Raw genomic sequence first — 20,448 nt, forward strand, 5'->3', positions numbered from 1 at the left:
ACTCCCCTGATCTTATGGTCCTAAATTAAGTTGCTACGATTGAAGGTTAAGGTTTGACCTGCCAGTCCGAAAAGGATGAGGGAACTTACTGCTGAGGTGGAAGGAAAGAATACACCGCACTCGAGACACGCTGTGAATACATCCCTGTAAGCTCCTAATCGGCATCCATGCCTCATAGGGTCCCAAGCGCGGTGTATTCTTTCCTTCTCCCTTTTTAGTAATTGTGAGAGGTGTCTTGTAGAGGTGCCAAGGTGGAGTTGGTTCAATAGGGGCTGTGGATGAACTCAGGCTTTATAAAAATGGCGTTGATCCTGGGGCTTTTGAGCTCTGTTGGTCCTATGGCCATTGATATGTATCTGCCTGCATTGCCTGCGATGACAAAGGCCCTCGACACCTCAACCCAGGTCGCGTCTTATACGCTGATGGCCTATTTTATTGCGTTCGGGGTGTGTCAGATTTTTTATGGCCCCGCTTCCGATATGTTTGGCCGCAAACCGCCGCTCTATTTTGGTTTGCTGGTTTTTACTTTCGCATCTATTTGTTGTGCCCTGGCAACCACTATCGAGTGGTTAATTGCCTTTCGCTTCCTGCAAGGAGTGGGTGCCGCTTCGGTAATGTCGATTCCCCGAGCAATAATTCGAGATTCTTATACGGGTACTCAAGCAACTCGCCTTCTTACCACAGCAATTCTTGTCCTTTCAATTTCTCCTATGTTGGCGCCATTAATTGGTAGTCTGCTATTAATTTCGTTTGGTTGGCGCAGCATATTTTGGGGGATATCCATTGCTACTTTTTTAAGTTTGATACTTGCTATTACAAGCCTTCACGAAACCTTACCAGTGGATAAGCGCATACCATTTAAAATAGGTGCGCTGCTTGAGTCTTATTCGATATTGCTACGTGACCCCATCTATATAGGGCTTACTTGTATAGGAGGGTTTGGCTTCGCTAGTGTACTTGCTTTTTTTGCGGCAGCTTCATTCTTATATACGAATTACTACGGATTGACCCCAACCGAATTTAGTCTTGCTTTTGCTCTAAATGCGCTTAGTTTCTTCTTGTCGAGTCAATTTTCGGCAAATTTCGGTGCCCGTTTAGGGATGGTGAAGCTGGTGAAGTGGGGTGTGACTGGATTTGTAATAAGCTCGGTTACCATGTATTTAGTGATAGAGGCCGGTTTTGATCATCTCGTACTACTGATATGCATGCTTATCGTATGTAATATGTTTCTTGGTTTGGTTCTTCCGACGGCATTTATTCTTTCCATGGAAAGACATGGCCCTATAGCGGGAACGGCTTCTGCTCTGGCTGGTACTATGCAGTTGTCAATCGGGGCTGTAGCTATCCTGATAACCAGTTTGGTATTTAATGGAACACCAGGGTCGCTTGCTGGGGTAATTGCGGTGTGTGGAATTTTGGCCTTTGTGGTTTCCTGGTTGGTTTTGCGTAATGTAGTCAGCATCACAGCAGACCAGAGCGATTGAGTAATACCAAAATAAATTAGGGAGCCTCTGAATAACTCTGTGCTGGCATTTCACTCAGCATCGTTCGAGTGATGCTGAGTGAATTCTGGAGTGCTTAAGATCAGTAGGCACCAGCACTGTAGATCAGCTCATAGCTGTGGCTGTAAATTTCCAGAATGTTGCCAAAAGGATCTTCCATATAAATCATGCGATAAGGCTTTTCACCGGGATAGTAATAACGGGGCTCCGGCATACGTTTTTTACCACCGGCCGCCACAATCTTATCCGCCAGTTCTTCCAGGTTGGGGTCTTGTACGCAGAAGTGAAAGATCCCGGTTTTCCAGTATTCAAAATTATCTTCTGGGTTTTCCTGATTGCTAAACTGGAATAGTTCTACGCCAATCCGGTCCCCTGTCGATAAGTGAGCAATGCGGAAACTACCCCAGTTTGGGCCAAATACGTCGGTGCACATTTCACCGATAGCGCTTTTGTCCTCTGTGATATCTGTGGGCTTCATAATCAGGTACCAACCAAGTACCTCGGTGTAAAACTTCACAGCTTCTTCAAGGTTTGGCACTGAAATACCGATATGAGAAAAGGTTCTCGGGTATGCGTTACTCATAGCTGTCTCCTTTGTTGAATGCGGTTAAGTTACAGCTTCTGATTCATTACGTATAATTATCATTTGTAATATTTTCAAGTAGCATTCGTAATGATAAATCCAGTGTGGTTAAGAAGCTTCTGTACTTTAGCTGAAGAGGGGCACTTCACTCGTACGGCGGATCGCTTGCATATGACTCAGTCTGGGGTCAGTCAGCATATACGCAAGTTAGAGGAGTACTTAGGTGTCGCTTTGTTAGTCAGGCAGGGTAAACACTTCACGCTAACAGATGCTGGTGATCGGCTCTATCGGGAAGGGCAGGGGATTATTCAGAAACTTTCCAGCCTGGAGCAAATTGTTGGTGAAGACCCTCCCCACCATGGGGATGTACGAGTAATGTGCCCCGGAAGCGTGGGGCTTAAGCTCTATCCTAAGTTGCTATCCCTGCAGAAAATCCACCAGGGTTTATCGATGAGCTGCCGCTTCGCACCCAACCTGGATGTGGAGAAGGCCATTGCAGAAAACGGCGCTGATGTTGGGTTAATGACCAGCCCGCCACAAGCAGAGGAGCTTGATAGTCGGCCGATCGCCAGTGAAAGGTTGTTGCTAGTGACGCCGGCTGAAGTAAAAACTCCTGACTGGGAGAAGCTTTTAGTGCTGGGCTACATAGGCCACCCGGACGGTATACACCATGCGAGTCTATTATTGGGAGCGAACTTCCCACAATTTAGAAGTCTTGAAGCTTTTCAACAAAAAGGGTTCTCCAATCAGATAAGCTTAATACTGGAGCCCGTTAGTATGGGTTTGGGTTTCACAGTTTTACCCGCCTATGCGGTAAGTGCATTTCGAAAGCCGAAATTGATTAAGGCACATAGCCTTGAACATCCCGTTAGTGAGACACTGTATTTGGCGCTTAGGCGCACTCAACTTGTACCCGCCAGAGTCAGGTTTATTATTGGTGAAATGGAGAAATGGCTGTAATCGGGCTCCTAAGTATCAAAAAGCTGAACAGTTTTGGTAAAAATACCGGGTTGTTTCGCTTCCTGTTATTTTTGGCTCTATCACAACTTTCTCTTGTGGGAATAGCTAAAGCTGAGAGTGTTAAGGATGAGCAAGATAAGATACTGATGTTGTTGGCTTATTCTATAGTATTCCAGGACTGGGTCAGGCCTACTGATAAAAATAAAAGAGGCCATAATATTGGTGCGGTTTTATTTGATAATGATGCCAGGAAGATAGTCGGGGCCCAACTAAATTCAGTTTTGCGTTGCGATGACAAAACTCAACACGCTGAAGTGCGTTTAATGCAGCAGTGTCTATCAGAGAAATGTCTCGGAGAAAAAAGCCAATATTTGACCAAGGCCAATGTTACGATCTACACATCTTTAGAGCCCTGTATGATGTGTAGCGGAATGATGATTTTTTTGGGCGTTTCAGGTGTTGTATACGGGCAAACTGATCCAGATTATGGTCAAAGCATCGAACGACTTAAGCAAAGCTTTGACAAAAATTGTGGCTATGAACATTCTCAGTGTATCGTAGATAAACCGGGAAATTATTACACTCGCCGTATAACTTCAGAACCATCGAAGCTTTTACAGAAAGAGAAGCTGGATGGGGCTTACTTTAATTATGAATTACTACACGGAGACTATATTGTTAGCTTCCTATTGAGTGACGATGCTAAAGAAATTTATCAGGAAGCTTTTCGGAACTTCAAAAACCTGGATATTAGGCATAAGGAAAATCAGTATATATATCGCCAAGCACTTTCAACCCTAAAACAGCTGGAAACTGGTGAACTGCAGCTGGATTACTGTCCATCCTGGCAGTCGCACCATCACTAACTATTCGACTATTGGTTTAGTGCTTTTCGGGCATGTTCTGTGAGATTGATAGTGATCTCTTTAATCAATTTCGATTTTAAATTCCAAACATGCCAGTAAAGAGGAATCTTCAAATACTGGTCTTCAGCGAGTTTCACCAGTTTTCCACTTTTTAGCAGGCTGGCTATCTGAATATCTGGCGCCATTCCCCAACCCAGCCCCAGAGTTAAGAAACTGAGGAAGCTCTTTGAAGAGGGGATTTCATGAGATGGGTACTGACCGGTCTCCACGCCCCAAAACTGTTTAAGGTAACGACTCTGCAATTGATCCTTATAGTTGAACTCCACTGTGGGAGCGTAGTGGAGCTCTTCAACCTTAATCGGGTCTGAAAAAAACTTCTTCTTAAAAGCCTTGGTGCATACCGGGTAATAGGCCATATGACCGAGCAGTACTGATTGGCAGCCCTGGAGGTTACTGGTTGTTGAACTGATACAGCCAATGACTTCACCATTCTTCAGCAGTTCATGGGTAGCGTCCTGATCGTCGACCTTTAGATCCACGAGCAACTGCTGGGATCGAATCAATGGTGTGATGGCGGCCAGGAACCAGGTATCCAAACTATCTGCATTCAGTGCGATACGAACCTTATTCTGGTTGCTATAGCGGGTCTTGCCTCCCTCTGGATCGATATCAGTGAGAAGCTCTTGCTGTAACAAGTGCATTTGCTGGTAGTACCCCAACACTTTGAGGCCGGCTTCAGTGGGTCGCAAAGGGTTGGAGCGTATCAATAGGGCTTGGCCAACCTGGCTTTCTAAGGCTTTGATTCGTTGGGAAATCGCAGACTGGCTGACATGGAGTAGGGCGGCAGCCTTGTCAAAACTGCGCTCCTCTATGACAAAGGCAAAGGCCTGGAGTTGCTTTAGGTCTAGCATAAGAATTTCTTATGAGGGATCAGTATAATTAAGTTTACTTATTCTAGTTTGACTCTTAATCTCGCGCCACTATTAAGGCCCGCAGCCCTGCGGGCACTTCCAAATTAGAGAATGAAACACAGGAGGCATCGTGTTCTCAGGGTTGTTGCTGGCGCCGCTCGCAAAAGGTTTTTTGACTACCATCAGTTTGATTATGGCGATCGGAGCGCAGAATGCGTTTCTGCTGACGCAGAGTATCCGTCGACAATATCACTTTAGTATCGCGGCTTTATGCGTACTGATGGATATTGCCTTGATCACAGGCGGTGTGTTCCTGGTTGCAAACCTCGCACAAGCGGGTGGCGACTGGATGATCTGGTTGACCTGGCTCGGTGCTGCTTTCCTGTTCTCCTACGGTGCTATGGCTTTCCGTTCGGCCTTCACTAATAAAGGTCTTGGAGAGCAAAAAGAGTGGATGAAATCCCGCCGCTCTGCATTGATTACCGCAGTAGCCTTAACCCTGCTTAATCCACACGCGTATGTGGACACGGTTGTACTGATTGGCTCAGTAGGGGCGCAGTATGCTGGCAATGGAACCTGGTTTTTTGTGCTGGGGGCATGTAGTGCATCCCTGCTATGGTTCACCCTTCTTTCAGTGGGTGGCAGTATGATGCAGCCGCTATTTAAGAACCCCAGAACCTGGCAGGTACTCGATGTACTGGTGGGCATTATGATGTGGACTATTGCTATCAGCTTGTTGTGGGCGCAGTAGACACTCAATAATGGCTGCTAAAAATAGCTGTAGACTAATAAGTCTACGGCTATTTTTTTGCTTCCAGGCCCCTAACTTATTCCGATAGTTTTCCACACTAACTCCCCCTTAACATTCCCCCTGACTTGTTTAACCCGCCGTTTCGATCGCTCAAAAAGCGCCCAAATTGCATGCAAGGCCTCTCCACCAACCAATAAATGGCTGCCGCCAAAGCGAAGCTAAGTAGTGTTACTGCCACAAGCAACGTGGATAGAGAAATACTTATAATCCCTTGTCCCCAAGGTTGGCTTATGGCCCAGCTGACGAGAAAGACAACGATTAAATGAAACAGGTAAATGGAATAGCTGATAGTCCCCAGAGTGGCTAAATGTCGTATTGGCTTTGGTGGAAGTAATACAAAAACGAGGAAGATAGCTAAAGCGATGAAATGAGATGATACAAAGCGGAGGGGAGTTTCGCTGATCGACCTACCTAGTAGGTGCATGGCCATAACGAGTAGTGGTATCGAGAAAGTCGAAACCAGGCCCCAAAGCATATAACGATAACCGCGCCTTGTTTCGTAGCAATACCTGAGTAGGGTTCCGCAGAACATAACTGCGATAGCAAAGGGGAGGTAAGTAGTGGTGGCGGGAAGCTGGGAAATTGGAGTGGATGATTGCCCTAAAAGTTGCATGCTGACAAATACCGATAGTGCCCCCCAGCACACTAAGAGTAGATATCTGGGATTCCCTAGTAGTTGAAGGGTGAACATCAGTGCGCAGAGACAGTAAAAAAGCAGCTCTACAGTGAGAGTCCAATATAGAATCTGAACACTTTCAAACCCCATTAGGCCTTGCAGCATTGTGGTATTGGCAAGAATAGTAGATGCAGAGAATGTTCGGTCAGCGAGCAACCATGTAAGTCCGATAATTGCAGTCAGAGATAACCAGTAAGCGGGATACAAGCGGAAGAAGCGGCGGATAGCAAAGCTCTTGAGAGTACGGTTAGATGCAAGAAGACTGTGGGGAATGACAAAGCCGGATATTAGGAAAAAGCAAAGTACACCTATCCTGCCAAAATCCAGTTGACTGATAAATTCAGCCAGTGCCGAGCCGTGCTGGGCGATGGATGGGGTGCGGATAAATACTTCACTACTGTGTTGCCAGACAACCAAAGTTGCAGACAGCCCCCGTAGTACATCGAGATTAAGAAGGCGTGTGTTCATTGCTAACGACCTATATCCATGGTCAATCCAAGAAGGTATGGGCATGATCTTACCTTGCCTAAGTTGAACACACTATCTGTATTCTGTGTGATTCAACTCAAATCTTCGGGCTTTCATGCATGCAAATCCATTAATGGCTTTTCATCCAAGGCAACGCTGAATGGCGAGCTCAACTGAATAGGTGAAGTATTCTCCAGCGTTATAGTTAGCCTTTGTCCTTGAGGGTGTTTACTACCTGATCAACCTCCGTTTTATTTTCCTCAAGAAGCCTATCTGCTAGAACTTTCAGCTTCTTACTTGCTTTATAGTCAAATGGGTCAACATATGGATTAACAAGCTCTACATTTAAGTAGTTATATTTTATTCGCCCTTTAGGGCTAAGGGATTGTGCGATTTCCAAAGTGTATACTTGTTGGTCATCCATGGACCTCTGTACATTAGATATAAGGTCTTTCACCCAATTAATTCTTCCCCAGTTTTTTAAGTTTCTGTAGTTAGCTTCCATTGTACTCAGTGGAGAAGTTCCGGCCCCGAGAATTAGCACATAGTAGTTTTTTTCAGGAAACTCTCTAATAATTTCGCGTAAAATAATACTGGCTGGATTATTTGCATATATACCAGCGTCGGCATAATAGCGCTGATGAATGTCCCGTCCAGTAGTTACGAACTCGACAGGTGGGTATAGAGTCTCCGCACTAGCTGCCGCTGTTACAAGTTGATACAGTGTGTCTGTGGGTAGTTTACTGACTGCTTCACCACGGTTTTTGAATAGTTGAAGCTGGCCCATATGAATATTGAGAGAGGGGATGATGACGTAGTTCTTCAAACTCGTAAACTTCAATTTTTCAGTGTAATGCTTTTCCATGGTTTCGCTTAAACGCTCACCGCTAAAGCGAGGAGAGATAAAACCATTAAAGGTTAGTAATTTGTGATACCAGGGTACGGAGAATACGTATCTACTATCTTGTTTATAAATATCAATAATTTTATCACTTTGGGATTTAAGGTTTTCAATCCCTGGATGATCATCGTCAAATGATTCTTGAGTCACATTGAGGCCAGTAGCGATAATGGCACCAGTGGATACTCCACTAAAAACATCAAACAATTCATCAATAGGTTTGCCGGTCTGCTCTTCAATATGTTGAATAACATAGAGCGGTATCAAACCACGTATTCCACCGCCATCTATGATAAGGATGTTGATAGTATCTTTGTCTTTAAGGGGAGCATTACTCTTAATAAACTCTTTAGTAACAGGGTGGGCGTCATACTGAATACTTTGGGTCAGTCGATAATTGTAGACGTACACCAAGCCTAAAAACGCTACGATAACTAGTATGGTGAGGGCTGACGCTAGCCGAAGTTTCATTGATCTTCCTGAACGCTAAACTCTTAATACAGTGAGTGTGGCAAATCAGATTAGTTTTATTTCTTTGGGTTATTTAAAAGTTACTTAAGGCTGTTTTCTTATCTTGCTTTGGGACTGTGATAGGAAATTAAGCACTATTGGGGGTTCTTATTCGAATGAGAAAAAAAATCGTAATTTCTATTCTCTTAGTAACTTATGGAAAATTTCACTATCTATAAAGCGAAAAGCACATAAAGTAATCTGATGACTGAATGTCCAGGTATTGAACAGTAATTTAATGGAACTCTCTCAAGTCGGCGGCTGAAGACTGCACATTTCCCTTCGGACTTTATTTTACGGGCTTGATATAAGTATTGGTGGAGCGCTAGAAATTATAAGTTGGTCGGTAATCAGGAAACCGTTTAGTCTACTGACTGTTGTGTCTTATACACAAAGTAACCGCAGGGTTGAATGGTTACAAGTTATCAATGAGCTAGTGACTGGAAACCCGTGAGCTCAGCCAAAATTGATTAGAGCGAAAGATGCCCACCCCGAAGGGTGGGAAATAGTTTAATGAGCTTGATGTTCTAAAGCGTTTAGGAAAGTTGCAATATCGTTTACCTGTTGTGTGCTCAATTTCTGTCCCAATTGGTACCAAGCCATATCGTAAATTGCCTGCTCAATGGTTTCTACACGCCCATCGTGGAAGTAAGGAGCACTTCTACTTACGTCGCGTAACATTGGAACTTTAAACATCATTTTATCGTTTTCAAGGCCTGTAACTTTATAACGACCTAAATCTTCTTGGTGTGGATATTGGTTGACCAGCCCCATCTTCTGGTACATGTTTCCACCCAAGGTTGCTCCATTGTGGCATGCTGAACAACCAGTGTTGATAAAGGTTTGCAGGCCCTTTAACTCGCTTTTTGTCATAGCCTGATCATCACCATTTATAAAATCATCAAAACGATCATTTGTAATCAGTGTGCGCTCAAACGCAGCTATGGCCCCAGCAATATTGTCGTAAGAGATAGCATTCTCTTTACCAAAGGCGTGTTTGAAACTTTCTTGATATTCGGCAATTTTTGAAATCTTTGCCACAACAGCCTCTTCTGAAGGCATTCCCATTTCTACAGGGTTTAGAATTGGACCTTTGGCCTGTTCCTTCAGGTCCTCTGCGCGACCATCCCAAAATTGAGCCACCTGGAACCCGGAATTCCAGACCGTTGGAGAGTTTCGGTCACCCTTGGTGCCAGGTAAGGCTCCCGGTGATGTCGCTTCATTGTCAACGCCCGAGCCGTTGTAGTTCCCTACTTGATGGCAGCTGTTACAGGACTGGCTATCATTGACTGAAAGCCGTTCGTCCATGAACAGTGTTCTTCCAAGCTCAACCATCGCTGGGGTGTCATTCTCACTGCCTGGCATAGTTTCTGAGAGAGTGCCGAACATAATTTTGGATTGCTGACGTAATTGATTTATATCAACTTCGGCCGCTGCCGATACAGTTGTTGATAGTAAGCTTGCTGCCGCTATCAAGCCGCCAATGATTGGAAGCTTGAGATCTCTTTTCGAAAAAATTTTCTTAATCACTTTGGTATCTCTCCCACATCTCAAAAAACAATGACAACTAACCTATTTTTAATCAAAGTTAGGCGGCGCCACTATATAGGGAAGCTCGTTCGGCTGATACCATGATTTAACAAAAAAAGCCGTGTATTTTTAGAATATCCAGAATCGTTCACAAAATACTTTTTCAGATATTATTCAGAACTCGGACTATACATTGAGTGCACTGGATTTGGAGAGATTGAAGTCTTGCTATTTGCCTTTGAAAATTGCAGGGCAATTTCTGAGATGGAGAGAAAGTGTAGGATACGGAAGATACTTATCAGTATCTCTGAAGAGAAATGATTCGTATTTCTGCTAACCGGTTGGCGGTGTAATATCTGCTTGAACGGTAAATGACTCCTTAATTATCTGAATGTGGTTAACTTCTTAGTTAGAGTTTTTAGATTTTAGGAAGCTATTAATCTTATTGTTATATCTTGTTAAAGTTTATATTGGTCTACGCACTCTAAATAGAGGTGTTTTGCTACCTATCAAGCTACCGGGCTTAATAAGAGTCTCTTCGATTATTCCGCTACAAGGGCTGGGCAGCTCAATTGTGTAAGTTCCAAAATCAGCAACGAGTATCGTTTGTCCACCGTAAATTGGATAATCAACACCAACCATGACTTCTACTACCTCCCCAAGTTCTTTTGGGCGGACTGAGCCGGTCAAAGGTTCTTGTTTGTGTGGAATCGAATCAAAAGAGGGTGCGCGTACAATTCCGTCTGTTGGAAAGCGTTCTTCCTCTGGGGATATTCTTTCGCCGCTTTCAATGGAACTTATACCTAGAGCACCATTTATATAATTTAGTATGAATTTCCACATATCTTTCTAAGTTATTTTATAACTCTATTTTGCTTTAAATGGATAAAGTTATCTTTGTCGAATTACTTAGGGCTACTGACAAGAGAAAGGTCTCTGATGAATATTGTATCTGGATCATCATCATCTCTCCAGGCAATGCCTTTATCAAGAATGATTCCTTGAGCTATCAAAGAATCAACAACTTTATTTGTTACTTCTTTATAGTACTTAAGGTCGCTTCGCGATCCGTTGATAAAAGACCAGTCGTCGTATGTATCTGATACAAAATCCACGTTATCATTGTGATGTTGAGCCTTGTACCACTTTACTATATAAGCAGATAAGGGGTTACTAAGAATTTCACCCATAGTATTGACGGGTAAATGAAGGAATATAATCTGCTCTTTTTTTGTATTATTTACAAGTGAGTATCCAACTGTCATATTTACTCATGTTTAATAATGGGTGTTTGTTGATAGGATATTACAGATTCAAGTTTTTTTCGATTTTTTTAAGTACTCCTCTAAACTCGATGCTATATGGTTAAATTAATCACTTCTCAGTGAGTTAAGGCATTTGGAACGTACAAGACTCAACCTTTCCTGAGAATTACATTTTAGAGCCACCTGAAAATCTCTGTCGATATTCCCTAGGGGAGAGGCCGGTCTGTTTGTGAAACATTTTCCGGAATGCGCTGACATCCTCATACCCCACTTGCCAAGCGATCTGTTCGACTTGCAATGTGCCCGTTTCCAATAGTTCGCGAGCCTTTTGCAGGCGTTGCTGTTGAAGATATTCGGCGGGTCTATAGCCGGTAACCTTTTGAAATCTTCGTAGAAAGGTGCGCTCGCCCAGATTGGCGAGTTGAGCCATCTCTGCAACAGAGATTGGTTGTTGATAATCCCGGTGAATTTGCTGCTGTACTTTTAAAATTGCTTTATCACCATGATCTACAGGGGGTAGAAAACTGCGGTAATAACTTTGGTAACGGGTTCCCGTATCCACCAACAAGAAACGTCCCAACTCCATAACTATATGGGGAGGCATGTATCGTCCGACCAGGTGTAACCCAAGGTCAATCCAAGACATTACACCTCCTGCGGTGACAACATCCGGGTCTGCAATCAGGATGGAATCGATATTCAGCTCTATATCCGGGAACTTCTGCTTAAAAGCATCGGCCAGTCGCCAGTGAGTGGTCGCCTGGCGTCCATCTAATAGTCCTGCGTCGGCCAACATAAAAGCCCCAGCACAAGCGGAACAGGTTACGGCCCCCTCTTTGTGCCGCTTTAACAACCAGGTACTGACATCCTTCGGTGGCTCCATGTACTCCTGACCTTCCAGTACCGGCGGTACAATAACGATATTTGGGTCTTTAGCAGCCCCTTTTTTCTCGGGTATGACTTTTCCGTCATTAATTAGCCAGCGTGATACCTCAAATAGGGCCTTGGGTTCTGGGATTGACTCCTGACAGATGTGATTTGCGGTTTGGAACAGGTCGATTAGGCCATAAGTTGCCGACTGAGCGGCTCCGGGGATCATCAGTATTGCAATGTGGATTGTTTGGGTCACTAGCCCCCCCTGTCAGTTCTTGCCTGTTTTATGTCGGTCTTGCCACGCCTGTATCTTAGCCCATCGCCCTAACATGCGCTTGTACATTTCAAAGACACAACCAAAGGACAATCTTATGAGCAAGACAGCGCTAATCGTCGTCGATATGCAAAACGACTACTTTGAAGGCGGAAAGTGGACTCTTGAAGGCATTGGCCAAGCATCAGACCAAGCCGCAAAAGTGCTGGCTGAGTTTCGCAAAAAGCAGTGGCCAGTTATTCATGTTCGCCATGAATTTCTCAGTGAGGATGCTCCATTCTTTATTGCCGGTAGTGAGGGTGCGAAAATTCACAAAAGCCTTCTGCCTGTTGAAGGTGAGCCGGTAGTACTCAAGAATGAAGTTAACAGCTTCAAAGGTACGGATCTTAAAAAGCACTTGGATGAGCTAGGTGTTAATAAATTGGTCATTGTCGGTGCGATGAGCCATATGTGTATCGATGCTATCACCCGAGCGGCAAGTGACTTTGGATATGAAAATACCGTTATTCATGATGCCTGCGCTAGTCGGGACATGTACTTCAATGGTGTCGATGTTCCCGCTGCACATATACATGCAGCTTATATGGCAGCACTACAATTTGCTTATGCAGAGGTTATCAGTGCTGACGAATACTTAACGCAGTAATTAACTCGCCTGCACTTTAGCGTTAAGCCACACACGATACTGCTATACCTTTATCGATAAGGACTTTAGGCATTATAAGCCTAAAGTCTTTCTTCAAGCTGCATGTTCAGCTCTATTTCATGATAAATTACACTGCATCTACAGGTTTCCGACTAGGCTTTTAAAGCTCTTAGTTTATGTGCGTGTAGAGATTTAGCTTGTTTTATCTTTAAACCAAAATTCAATTTCATCTGTTTCGACTTCAAAAGTCGCGGAGTGCTCTACATTTGCCGGTACGTGGTACCACTGTCCAATACCAATCCGTTGGGTGGCACCATTCATGGTGAGTATTAGTTCCCCCTTTGTGATAACGCCATGATTATCTGTGTCATGAGTGTGGGGTGGAATGAACGTTCCAGCTGGATATGATGCGAAAAGAACATCACTGTTTTCTGCCTTAAGCTTGTAAGCATCAAAGCGACCATCGTAGAGAGGTAATTCCTTAATTTTACTTGGATAACTGCCTGGCATCTCTGCTTCCTTGTTGAGTGCGTATAAAATAGTTTTGGGCTAAAGGTCCTGTAGGTAGAGTAAATCACCGCCCTTATAGTTCCAAGACTATCTTTATTATCTTTGTAGTTGGATTTTTGATCTGTTCCTAGATTCCCATAACAACCGACACACTTGGCAAAAGCGAGGGAGGCTAGCTGGCTGTAGTCTAGTAAGCTTCCACACAAACAAGCCAGGAACCTCAAGGGAGCCCGTACCAACCAGCTAACCTTAAAAGAACGATACCAGAATGAGGCTCTTAATGGGCAGAGCTATTCAGCTCGAGCCATTGCACAACACCTCCATAGATCCAATAAGACCATCTCTCGCGAGCTTGATCGTTGCAGCCCCTACTGTGCCGAGAGTGCCCATCGTCAGGCACTGCAACGGTGGCACGGAGCTCTTAAGCACAGCAAGCTAGACTTTGCCATGCAGGTACAAATCGACTTCCAGCTAAAAAAATGCAAGCCCTGAACAGATCACTGGGCGAATGCGGCTTGAACGGTGTACTAAAGCGGTTAGCTGTTCAACAATTTATCGCTGGATCCGTCGACTTAACTGGAGGTCACGTCTGCCAAGGAAAGCCAAATCTTATTGTAAACGGGCAAGTTCTGATGCAGGCGTAAAGCTTTTTCCAAAGCGCATAGATATTTCTGATTCGCGCTGCCGACTTTAATTAATTATCAAATATATATCCCAGTAGCCGCTGGATTGCGGACATGTCAAGACAAGTCTGCTTTTTAGGTTCACTCAAATGGTTTTAGGCGCTCCATAAGAAGGTTGCGGATATCTTCCATTGATTTTTTTGCAGTATCATCAGCGGAGTTCATCGCGATTAGAAAAATTATGTTGTTCTTCGGCATGATATGTGCTTCGGTGAGCCAATAGAGGTTACTACCGGTGTGTGTAAGCAGCAATAACTCTGGATCGTAAAATGCCCCCCAGCCCAGTGCGTAATTACCATTTACGGGTGAGTGTAGTTTGCGATAAGTTTCGGACTTCAATAATTTACCGCGGCCATGTACGCCATTGAGTTGGTCTTCTGCGAAGAGAATCCAATCTTTAAGAGAAATATTGATTGTGCCGGCGGGGCCGAGCGCTTGAGGATTATCACTTTGTATGTCAGCGGGATCGAGTGGTACGAGCTTGCCCCACCAGGTTTTTTTATGACCGCGCGGTTGGTCCAACTTGCCAGAGGATCCGGGCGCAGCAAATCCAGCATTTTTTATGCCGAGCGGAGTAAAGACCTGTTCCTTGATGAGATCCTCCCAAGTCTTGCCTGTTCGTGCCTCGGCGATGGCACCCGCGATAATGTAACCGAGATTGGAGTATTTAAATGAACCAGTTGCGGATGTAGGTTGCATTGCAAGGTAACTGCGTGCAACAGCAATACGCTGCGCCCAAATACTGGCTACCGACTCAATTAAGTCTTCAAATTGAGGAAATTCATTATCGTCGGTCAGAGATGGTAAGCCTGCGGTATGACTGAGCAATTGCGTGATCGTAATATTGCGGTAAGCGGGGTCCATATTTTTTGCGAAAGCGGGAAAAGAATCAGCGAGTGTATCCTCAAATCGCATGACACCTTGCTCAACTAAGCGTGCGATCATTGTTGCAGTTAGCGCCTTGGTATTCGATCCAATATGCCAACGATCGTCGATAGTGGCTGGTTCTATATGACCATGTGCACGAAAACCGTCTGCAGCTATAGCAGCGGTCTTGCCATCGATTTGAATCAGCGCGGCGACGGCTGGAAGATCGTTTTTGTTACGTGCTGTGGTAAGTGTCTGCTCGAGAAATGTCTGCAGCGCTTCGTCTGCACGTACAGCAACGGTTACTGCTAAGAGTGCGATTGTAAGAAAAATTTTTGAAATAATTTTTGTGTGCCGACTATGTATCATGATAAGCCTGTATTAAAAGTAACTTGAAAACTGGGTCAGATCTTAGTTGCCGCTAAAAGTAGTACGAAATTTCGAGTTATTGACGTACAACTTCGATTTCTGACTGGACCGTTTTGTTTAAGTTCCTAAAAATATGTAATTGTTGGGAAAAAATCTATACAAAAAATTATTTTAAGTAATTTATGCCGTAATCATGATATTTATAACCTTCCAATACCAAGAAGCTGTTTGTACAAAGCTTGTAAAAGAAGTTGAGGGTATAAATAGGAAAAAAAGCATTTGATAGAGTGTCTTTTAAAAAAATATCAAATAATTCATTTAAGTCATGCGTTTATAAGATTATTGGAAATAGTAAATTGTTGATGGTCTGCTATATCTAAACCAGATAAGCCGCACTAGGAAATACCTGCGTACAACTTTAAGAGTCTTCTAGAACTTTTCTTATTGATAGATTTTGAGAGTGAGGAAGCCGGATGCTTGTAAAAGCCAGCTGCCCGAAGGCAGCACTAAAAAGTAATTGCTCAGTCTAAGCCCAGTTCTTGCTCAATTTGGGCTTTGCGCCAACCGGAGTAGTCAGAACGTAGTTTTGATTCTTTGGTGTTATTAGCAATAATGGCACGTTTCATACTGGGTCAGGCTAAAACGGCCAAAATTATCGGAGCGATCACCTGAAAGACCTTGGGCGGCCCTATCAGAGTTTTCAGTTTCTGGATCAGCGGAAGCCAAGAGGAAGGAACTACCTGCTCGGTGGTTGCCCAGGATGCTTGGGGTTCACTGCCCAGCTGTTTAATAAGGGGCTTATAGCGTAATGTTGCTGCATACAACGCTTCTTGTGGAGATGCCATTATTGCGGCATGGTCGCGCCTTTCAGCGCAGAGCAGGCAAATTTCTCTTGGAAGTTCACTCCGTACGGCTAATTCTGGATTCAGTGCCCAGTTACTAGCCTTTACCTGGCATTGGCATATTGAACAAGCATACTTAGGGATATCAGTGCTAAACAGTGAGTCTACCCCCAGCGGACGTCCACCGTTTGCCAGAATAATGGCTGAGAGTAAAAAAATGGCCGGCAAAGTACCGTGCATAAATTAACCAGCCCCTAGATTTCCATAACAACTGGCACACTTGGTAATAGCGAGAGAGGCCAGCTGACTGTAGGCTACTAAGTATCAAAGCGACCATCGTAGAGAGGTAATTCCTTACTTTTACTTGGGTAACTGCCTGGCATCTCTGCTTCCTTGTTGAGTGCGTATAAAATAGCTTTAGGCCAAAGGTCTCATAGGTAGAGTAAATCACCATCCTAATAGTTCCAAGACTATTTTTACTAACTTTGTAATTGCTCTTTTGGTTTGTTCTTTTCTATTGCTATGCGAAAGGACGGAGTTTTGGAAATAGCGTGCTAATTATCCGTCTAATTAAGAAGTAGCATGCTGCCATTAATAACCAAATATTTAATGAGATAAATAGTTAGTGGAACAAAATGGAATAAAAATTAAGTGCTCAAAATCCATCTTAATCCACTCTCAAAAAATCCCATGTTGATTACCCAATAGGAAGTGATAAATGAGCATATCATTACTCCAAGAGCTACCTTTATTTGACCAAATCTCCATTGCTCACGAATTCCTAAGTAGATTAGTATTCCTATGGTGGTTAGCATCATAGGCTCGTAAAAATACCTAATAGGAGCATTGAAGGGAAATAGAAATAAACCGTAGATAAGCCTTCCTAGTCCCGGCGGTAGTATAGCTACCAAGCTCAGCATCATGCAGAGCATATGCTTTTGGGGAGACTTTCGGTATTGGAACCCAGATAACAGAGAGAACACAAAAAGTGGTAATAAGAATAGGTCAACCCAATATACAAGTTTAAATATTTCACTTTTCTCTAAGGTTGATTCAATAGTGCTGAAAAATGCCCAGTATGAAGTGCCTATAAATAATGTGGCAACGACAACTGACAGCCAACCTAGATATTTATGAAGAGATGTGCTCCCTTTGAGCATTAAATAAGACTGTAAGCACATGATTCCAATCCATAGAAGGGAAACTATTCCATGGATATGATGCATTGTGGATAGGTTTCGGTAAGCCATAACATAACTTGGTGTGAATCCAAGAATAATGATTGTCGATAAGCCGCAGAACCAAAAGAAAAGTGACCTAGGATTCAAATGGCTATCCTCATGTACCTATACCTAAATTAAGAGGCTTCTTTGTTTTAGGCGATGGAGTTAATGGTTGGCAGCCATCCTAGCCATACTTATAGAGCTATGCAAATATGTATCTCGCTACAAGTCAAATTAATAGGTCAACTCTGTGGGTTTCTTGGACTTGTATCGTCAGTACATATAGTAACGTATACAATTTATTTGTTATCGCCCTTGGCTAAATATAAGGCTTATTACTTATACTGCTCTAAGATAGTTTTCGATGAAGTTCAAACAAAATGACCTTAAGATGGAGGTATTTTATCTCTCTTATTTTTAAATTTAATAAGTGGAATTAGCTTGAAGTCTTCATTCAGAGCCTGAATTTTGCTAATCCTGTCACAGCGAAATACCCGAATATCCTCACGGAGCTTGTCCCAGGCTAGGATGTACCATACGGGATAACTAAGAAAGAGGTAGTGGGGTTCAATAGTTCGTAGTGTTTCTTTTCCGCTTTCGTCACAGTAGGTGATCTTTATGCGTTGAAGCATTAAGAAAGCCTGGTGGAGCTTCTCGACAGTTTTACGCTTTGGAGTTAAGAAATTTGAGAGCACAACCTCGGAAGCCGATTTTCCGATGATGATACGTGCCTTTATACCATTCACTTTACTTTTCATGGACGGTGAAAAGGAAGCCATTACCTTGTGGCGGATGCTACTTAAGTGTGCCATAAAGAGGGGGGATTTCATCTGTTCAGCAATAGCCAAACTGATCATCAGGTCAACAGCCTCTGTATAGTTTAAGTTGACACGACCAACGCCCCAGCGCTGGTCCAAACGGATTCCACCACCGCGCCCCACATCTGTTTCAATCGGCAAGCCTCGGCTTCTCAACACCTCTATATCTCGATTCAGCGTTCGAATGCTAACGCCCACTTCCTTGGCAATTTCACCAATCGTGATGGGTTCGTCCGACTTTAATCGGGCGGTGATAACTTCAAGTCTATCTATTCGTGAGAGGGTAGATGTTCGCATAGTTATCAAAATATGCCATATAGTGGCATATTTATCCATAACCTATGTCTCGTTCGGTGATATTGAATGATTACAAATTGATTGGAGGTTTTGGGTATATGGCGAAGGCAACTATTGGACGCTGTATTTTAGGTATCTTAGCCCTGTTTTTTATGGGGACTGGATTGGTGCTTATGATTAGTCCATCTGTCATGCTGGCCCACACATTTATCGGGCCTATTGATTCTGTGCGTGGGCTATCGAGTATTCGCTCTCTTTGGGGTGGGACAACAATCGCAATTTGGGCAATTGTTCTTCTTGGAGCGATAAGATCTAACGTTGACCATATTATGGTTGGATTTATTGCATTGATGTTGGTTCTAGTTGGCCGATTAGTAGGCTATTTTATTGATGGATCTTATCCAGAATTTATCCCTACAGTGGTCCCAACAATTGTGGCCGCTGTCATCATGATAATTGCTTGCAAGCTCATGGCACATACTGCGGATGTTTAAATATCGTTTTAAGTACAATCTAACCAAATTAAAGATAACAAGTTCTAGTTTGCTTAATTTGCAATCTATTTTGGAGAGGGATACTTAAAAAACAAATTTTCATATTGAAATAATCCGCATTGCAGGAAATACTGAGATACGCAGGCAGAATATCTTAATAAGTATTCTGCCTGTACCTATTTTTTGCCTAACATAATCGATATAGATATTGGGCAATATAGTAGGTAGGATAAGTTGTATTTTACATCTGTATTCAAAACAAAACGGTTAACTAGGAAGTGATTGGTTAATTTAAAGAATAAATTATCTGGTTAGTGCTTTATTTTTGACGCTGAAGGAATAGAAATGTCAAAAGATCCAAAGCTCATTGCTGAGCAGCTTAGAAAACCATCTGGTACATTGGCTTCAGAAACCGCGCAACAAATGAACAAAGCGAATGAAGCAACGAATCTTGCCGCTTTAACAGCTCTCAATGTGGTAGATGGTGATTCTGTTCTAGAAATTGGTCCGGGCAATGGCAAATTTGCAGTCGACGTAATTCGTAAGGGATCTTGTGTCCGCTATACCGGTATTGATTGGTCAAGCGATATGGTTGCAACCGCAAAGGGTCTAAATTTTGAATATATAGAGTCGGGTCAAATGGATTTTTTAGTTGGTAACTCAGAAAGCCTGCCATTTGCCGATAAACAATTCGATAAGGTTCTAGCCGTACACACAATATATTTTTGGGACACCCTAAAAACTCATCTTGCAGAGATCTCCAGAGTACTAGCACCTAAAGGAAAGTTATGCCTGGCTTTTGGCGATAAATCTTTTATGCAAAATCTACCATTCACTCAATATGGATTCAGGCTGTTTGGTGAGGGTGATATTTGTGCCCAATTGTCTGACGCTGGATTTAAAGTTGTATCCCGCGGGAAGCATAGTGAGTATGGAGAAAGTAACACAGGGCAGCTTGTGGAGAAGAAACTTAATATAGTTGTGTGTGAGCTGAATCCATAAGCAATAGCCAATCTTGGGAAATTGTATCTTTCCGAAGAACACTTTTTATTTTGACTAATTAAATAGAAGTTCTGGATTTAATTAAATCCCTATCTAATAGTGATTACCCCGATATCGAGTATATGTAGCAGCATATACTCTGTCATTTGTCAGAGATTACAAAACTGCGGAAGCAATCGGTTCAGGTAGTGCTAGCGCATGGTAGGGCTACTAAGAGTCCGGGGATATAGCCTTGGCGCTTACATAGTCCTGCAACTACAACGGTGCTTCAGTCGAGGAAGCTAGGGAGCTTCTGAATAACTCCGTAATGGCTCTGCGGGCCTTGAAGGCTGCAGATGTTAGGCGCAGCTCGCCGGGAATGGCCGTAGCCCTTTGCAAGAGCTGCAACGCAGCAGCTGTGGCCTTCAAGGACCGCCCTTTGGGGCTTGCAGAGCGATTCACACTCCGCGTTGCGACTTCTTGAAAGGTCTAGACATTCCTGCAAAGCCGCGCCTTGATTGTGAACCGCTCTGCATGCCAGAGGTGTCACGGAGTTATTCAGAGGCTCCCTAGAGCTACAATGATCAA

At 43.4% G+C, this 20,448-nt stretch carries 19 protein-coding genes and 1 pseudogene; 8 read left to right on the forward strand and 12 right to left on the reverse strand.

Annotation, left to right across the window (positions count from 1 at the left end):
* The first annotated feature begins 278 nt into the window (after positions 1–278).
* The gene (locus tag ACJJIM_RS02500; RefSeq protein WP_444912256.1) at positions 279–1,484 is read left to right on the forward strand and encodes a multidrug effflux MFS transporter; all 1,206 of its coding nucleotides are present in this window, start codon (positions 279–281) and stop codon (positions 1,482–1,484) included.
* A 100-nt stretch (positions 1,485–1,584) separates the two neighbouring features.
* Here ACJJIM_RS02500 and ACJJIM_RS02505 read toward each other — a convergent pair whose 3' ends face one another.
* On the reverse strand, positions 1,585–2,085 hold the full coding sequence (locus ACJJIM_RS02505) for a lactoylglutathione lyase family protein (protein WP_282933974.1): 501 nt from the start codon (positions 2,083–2,085) through the stop codon (positions 1,585–1,587).
* Positions 2,086–2,175: 90 nt separating this feature from the next.
* On the opposite strand from ACJJIM_RS02505, the gene ACJJIM_RS02510 reads away from it, so the two are divergent.
* The gene (locus ACJJIM_RS02510) at positions 2,176–3,045 is read left to right on the forward strand and encodes a LysR family transcriptional regulator (RefSeq protein ID WP_444912257.1); all 870 of its coding nucleotides are present in this window, start codon (positions 2,176–2,178) and stop codon (positions 3,043–3,045) included.
* Positions 3,036–3,911, forward strand: coding sequence for a nucleoside deaminase (locus ACJJIM_RS02515; RefSeq protein ID WP_444912258.1), 876 nt, complete (start codon positions 3,036–3,038; stop codon positions 3,909–3,911). Before ACJJIM_RS02510 ends, ACJJIM_RS02515 begins: the two co-directional genes overlap by 10 nt.
* A gap of 8 nt (positions 3,912–3,919) precedes the next feature.
* On the opposite strand, the gene ACJJIM_RS02520 is transcribed toward ACJJIM_RS02515, so the two are convergent.
* On the reverse strand, positions 3,920–4,822 hold the full coding sequence (locus ACJJIM_RS02520) for a LysR family transcriptional regulator ArgP (protein ID WP_444912259.1): 903 nt from the start codon (positions 4,820–4,822) through the stop codon (positions 3,920–3,922).
* Between the two features lie 130 nt (positions 4,823–4,952).
* Here ACJJIM_RS02520 and ACJJIM_RS02525 point away from each other — a divergent pair, with 130 nt between their 5' ends.
* On the forward strand, positions 4,953–5,573 hold the full coding sequence (locus ACJJIM_RS02525; protein ID WP_282933969.1) for a LysE/ArgO family amino acid transporter: 621 nt from the start codon (positions 4,953–4,955) through the stop codon (positions 5,571–5,573).
* 97 nt (positions 5,574–5,670) lie between these two features.
* Here the strand turns inward: ACJJIM_RS02525 and ACJJIM_RS02530 are convergent, their stop codons facing one another.
* The 6 genes from ACJJIM_RS02530 to ACJJIM_RS02555 all read right to left on the reverse strand — a co-directional run bounded on the left by ACJJIM_RS02530 (position 5,671) and on the right by ACJJIM_RS02555 (position 12,112).
* Positions 5,671–6,777: an acyltransferase family protein gene (locus tag ACJJIM_RS02530; RefSeq protein ID WP_444912260.1), complete on the reverse strand. Its 1,107-nt coding sequence runs from the start codon at positions 6,775–6,777 to the stop codon at positions 5,671–5,673.
* A 205-nt stretch (positions 6,778–6,982) separates the two neighbouring features.
* Complete coding sequence (locus ACJJIM_RS02535; protein WP_444912261.1) at positions 6,983–8,149, reverse strand: patatin-like phospholipase family protein; 1,167 nt, start codon at positions 8,147–8,149, stop codon at positions 6,983–6,985.
* Between the two features lie 549 nt (positions 8,150–8,698).
* Positions 8,699–9,718 carry a cytochrome-c peroxidase gene (locus ACJJIM_RS02540; protein WP_413664662.1) on the reverse strand — a complete coding sequence of 340 codons (1,020 nt, stop codon included), beginning with the start codon at positions 9,716–9,718 and terminating at the stop codon, positions 8,699–8,701.
* 465 nt (positions 9,719–10,183) lie between these two features.
* Positions 10,184–10,561, reverse strand: a complete 378-nt coding sequence (locus ACJJIM_RS02545; RefSeq protein ID WP_444912262.1) for a hypothetical protein — start codon at positions 10,559–10,561, stop codon at positions 10,184–10,186.
* A 62-nt stretch (positions 10,562–10,623) separates the two neighbouring features.
* Complete coding sequence (locus ACJJIM_RS02550; RefSeq protein ID WP_444912263.1) at positions 10,624–10,983, reverse strand: hypothetical protein; 360 nt, start codon at positions 10,981–10,983, stop codon at positions 10,624–10,626.
* Positions 10,984–11,149: 166 nt separating this feature from the next.
* On the reverse strand, positions 11,150–12,112 hold the full coding sequence (locus ACJJIM_RS02555) for a GlxA family transcriptional regulator (RefSeq protein WP_413664665.1): 963 nt from the start codon (positions 12,110–12,112) through the stop codon (positions 11,150–11,152).
* Between the two features lie 115 nt (positions 12,113–12,227).
* Between ACJJIM_RS02555 and ACJJIM_RS02560 the strand changes: the two genes are divergently transcribed.
* A complete protein-coding gene (locus ACJJIM_RS02560) occupies positions 12,228–12,776 on the forward strand; it encodes a cysteine hydrolase family protein (RefSeq protein WP_413664666.1) in 549 nt (182 codons plus the stop codon).
* Positions 12,777–12,968: 192 nt separating this feature from the next.
* Here ACJJIM_RS02560 and ACJJIM_RS02565 read toward each other — a convergent pair whose 3' ends face one another.
* A complete protein-coding gene (locus ACJJIM_RS02565; protein ID WP_413664667.1) occupies positions 12,969–13,286 on the reverse strand; it encodes a cupin domain-containing protein in 318 nt (105 codons plus the stop codon).
* A gap of 249 nt (positions 13,287–13,535) precedes the next feature.
* On the opposite strand from ACJJIM_RS02565, the pseudogene ACJJIM_RS02570 reads away from it, so the two are divergent.
* Positions 13,536–13,778 (forward strand): annotated as a pseudogene (locus ACJJIM_RS02570) (helix-turn-helix domain-containing protein); the annotation flags it as partial.
* A 272-nt stretch (positions 13,779–14,050) separates the two neighbouring features.
* On the opposite strand, the gene ACJJIM_RS02575 reads toward ACJJIM_RS02570, so the two are convergent.
* From ACJJIM_RS02575 to ACJJIM_RS02585, 3 genes are all read right to left on the reverse strand, one after another.
* A complete protein-coding gene (locus tag ACJJIM_RS02575; RefSeq protein ID WP_444912264.1) occupies positions 14,051–15,205 on the reverse strand; it encodes a serine hydrolase domain-containing protein in 1,155 nt (384 codons plus the stop codon).
* Positions 15,206–15,837: 632 nt separating this feature from the next.
* A complete protein-coding gene (locus tag ACJJIM_RS02580) occupies positions 15,838–16,287 on the reverse strand; it encodes a hypothetical protein (RefSeq protein ID WP_413664669.1) in 450 nt (149 codons plus the stop codon).
* Between the two features lie 1,369 nt (positions 16,288–17,656).
* Positions 17,657–18,424 (reverse strand): helix-turn-helix transcriptional regulator, encoded by a 768-nt coding sequence (locus ACJJIM_RS02585; RefSeq protein ID WP_413664670.1) that lies wholly within the window; start codon positions 18,422–18,424, stop codon positions 17,657–17,659.
* 59 nt (positions 18,425–18,483) lie between these two features.
* Here ACJJIM_RS02585 and ACJJIM_RS02590 point away from each other — a divergent pair, with 59 nt between their 5' ends.
* Positions 18,484–18,879, forward strand: coding sequence for a DUF4345 family protein (locus tag ACJJIM_RS02590; RefSeq protein WP_444912265.1), 396 nt, complete (start codon positions 18,484–18,486; stop codon positions 18,877–18,879).
* Positions 18,880–19,224: 345 nt separating this feature from the next.
* A complete protein-coding gene (locus ACJJIM_RS02595; protein WP_444912266.1) occupies positions 19,225–19,881 on the forward strand; it encodes a class I SAM-dependent methyltransferase in 657 nt (218 codons plus the stop codon).
* Positions 19,882–20,448 lie beyond the last annotated feature (567 nt).

It is taken from the genome of Microbulbifer maximicatervae (SeqCode) (assembly GCF_052467615.1).